Origin of the sequence: Neisseria sp. HMSC064D07 (assembly GCF_001837185.1) — a bacterium.
Lineage (GTDB): Bacteria > Pseudomonadota > Gammaproteobacteria > Burkholderiales > Neisseriaceae > Neisseria > Neisseria flavescens_C.
In genome coordinates this window covers 1-518 of record NZ_KV831653.1, presented here as the reverse complement: position 1 = coordinate 518, position 518 = coordinate 1, and the positions used below count along the sequence as shown (strand labels likewise).

Here is a 518-nt window from a genome sequence, read left to right as displayed (position 1 = left end):
AACGCACCGTTCTTCTGACGGTATTCCACAATCGATTTCGCCTTAGCCGGGCCGATACCCGGCAAGGCCTCCAGTTCGGCAGAAGACGCGGTATTGATGTTCACGGCAGCCAAAGAGAACGCCGCACAGACGGCGGCAAATGCACCAAATAAAAATTTCTTCATCAGATTTTTTCCCATAACGTGTTTGATTGAATCAGTCAGGAAGTCTACAGAATGGTTTTATTCCAAGCGGTAAACACTGTCACATACGCAGATAGGGCAACAGCCCATACCCACATAAATGCTTACGCCATATTAACGCAAATATCGTTTGATTTCAAATATTCCAAACAGTTAACCGTAACTTTCAGTACTTTTGTTCAAGAATAACAACAGGGTAATCATACATAATCCAAATACCAAGAATGCACGAACACTCAATAGGTATCGGTTCATCAATATTCTTGCACCCCTTACCCCATCACCTATCGCCAAACCGATAGAACCGACAGGCATGTAAAAAGCCCCCGACATCAG

Annotated in this window: 2 protein-coding genes; both read right to left on the bottom strand. The window is 44.2% G+C overall.

Features of this window, described 5'->3' with window-relative positions:
- A partial coding sequence (locus tag HMPREF2608_RS01595) for a ComEA family DNA-binding protein (protein ID WP_210402752.1) occupies window positions 1-164 on the bottom strand: 164 nt, incomplete at its 3' end.
- A 171-nt stretch (window positions 165-335) separates the two neighbouring features.
- The coding region (locus HMPREF2608_RS11525; protein WP_210402751.1) for a hypothetical protein at window positions 336-518 on the bottom strand (183 nt) is incomplete at its 5' end.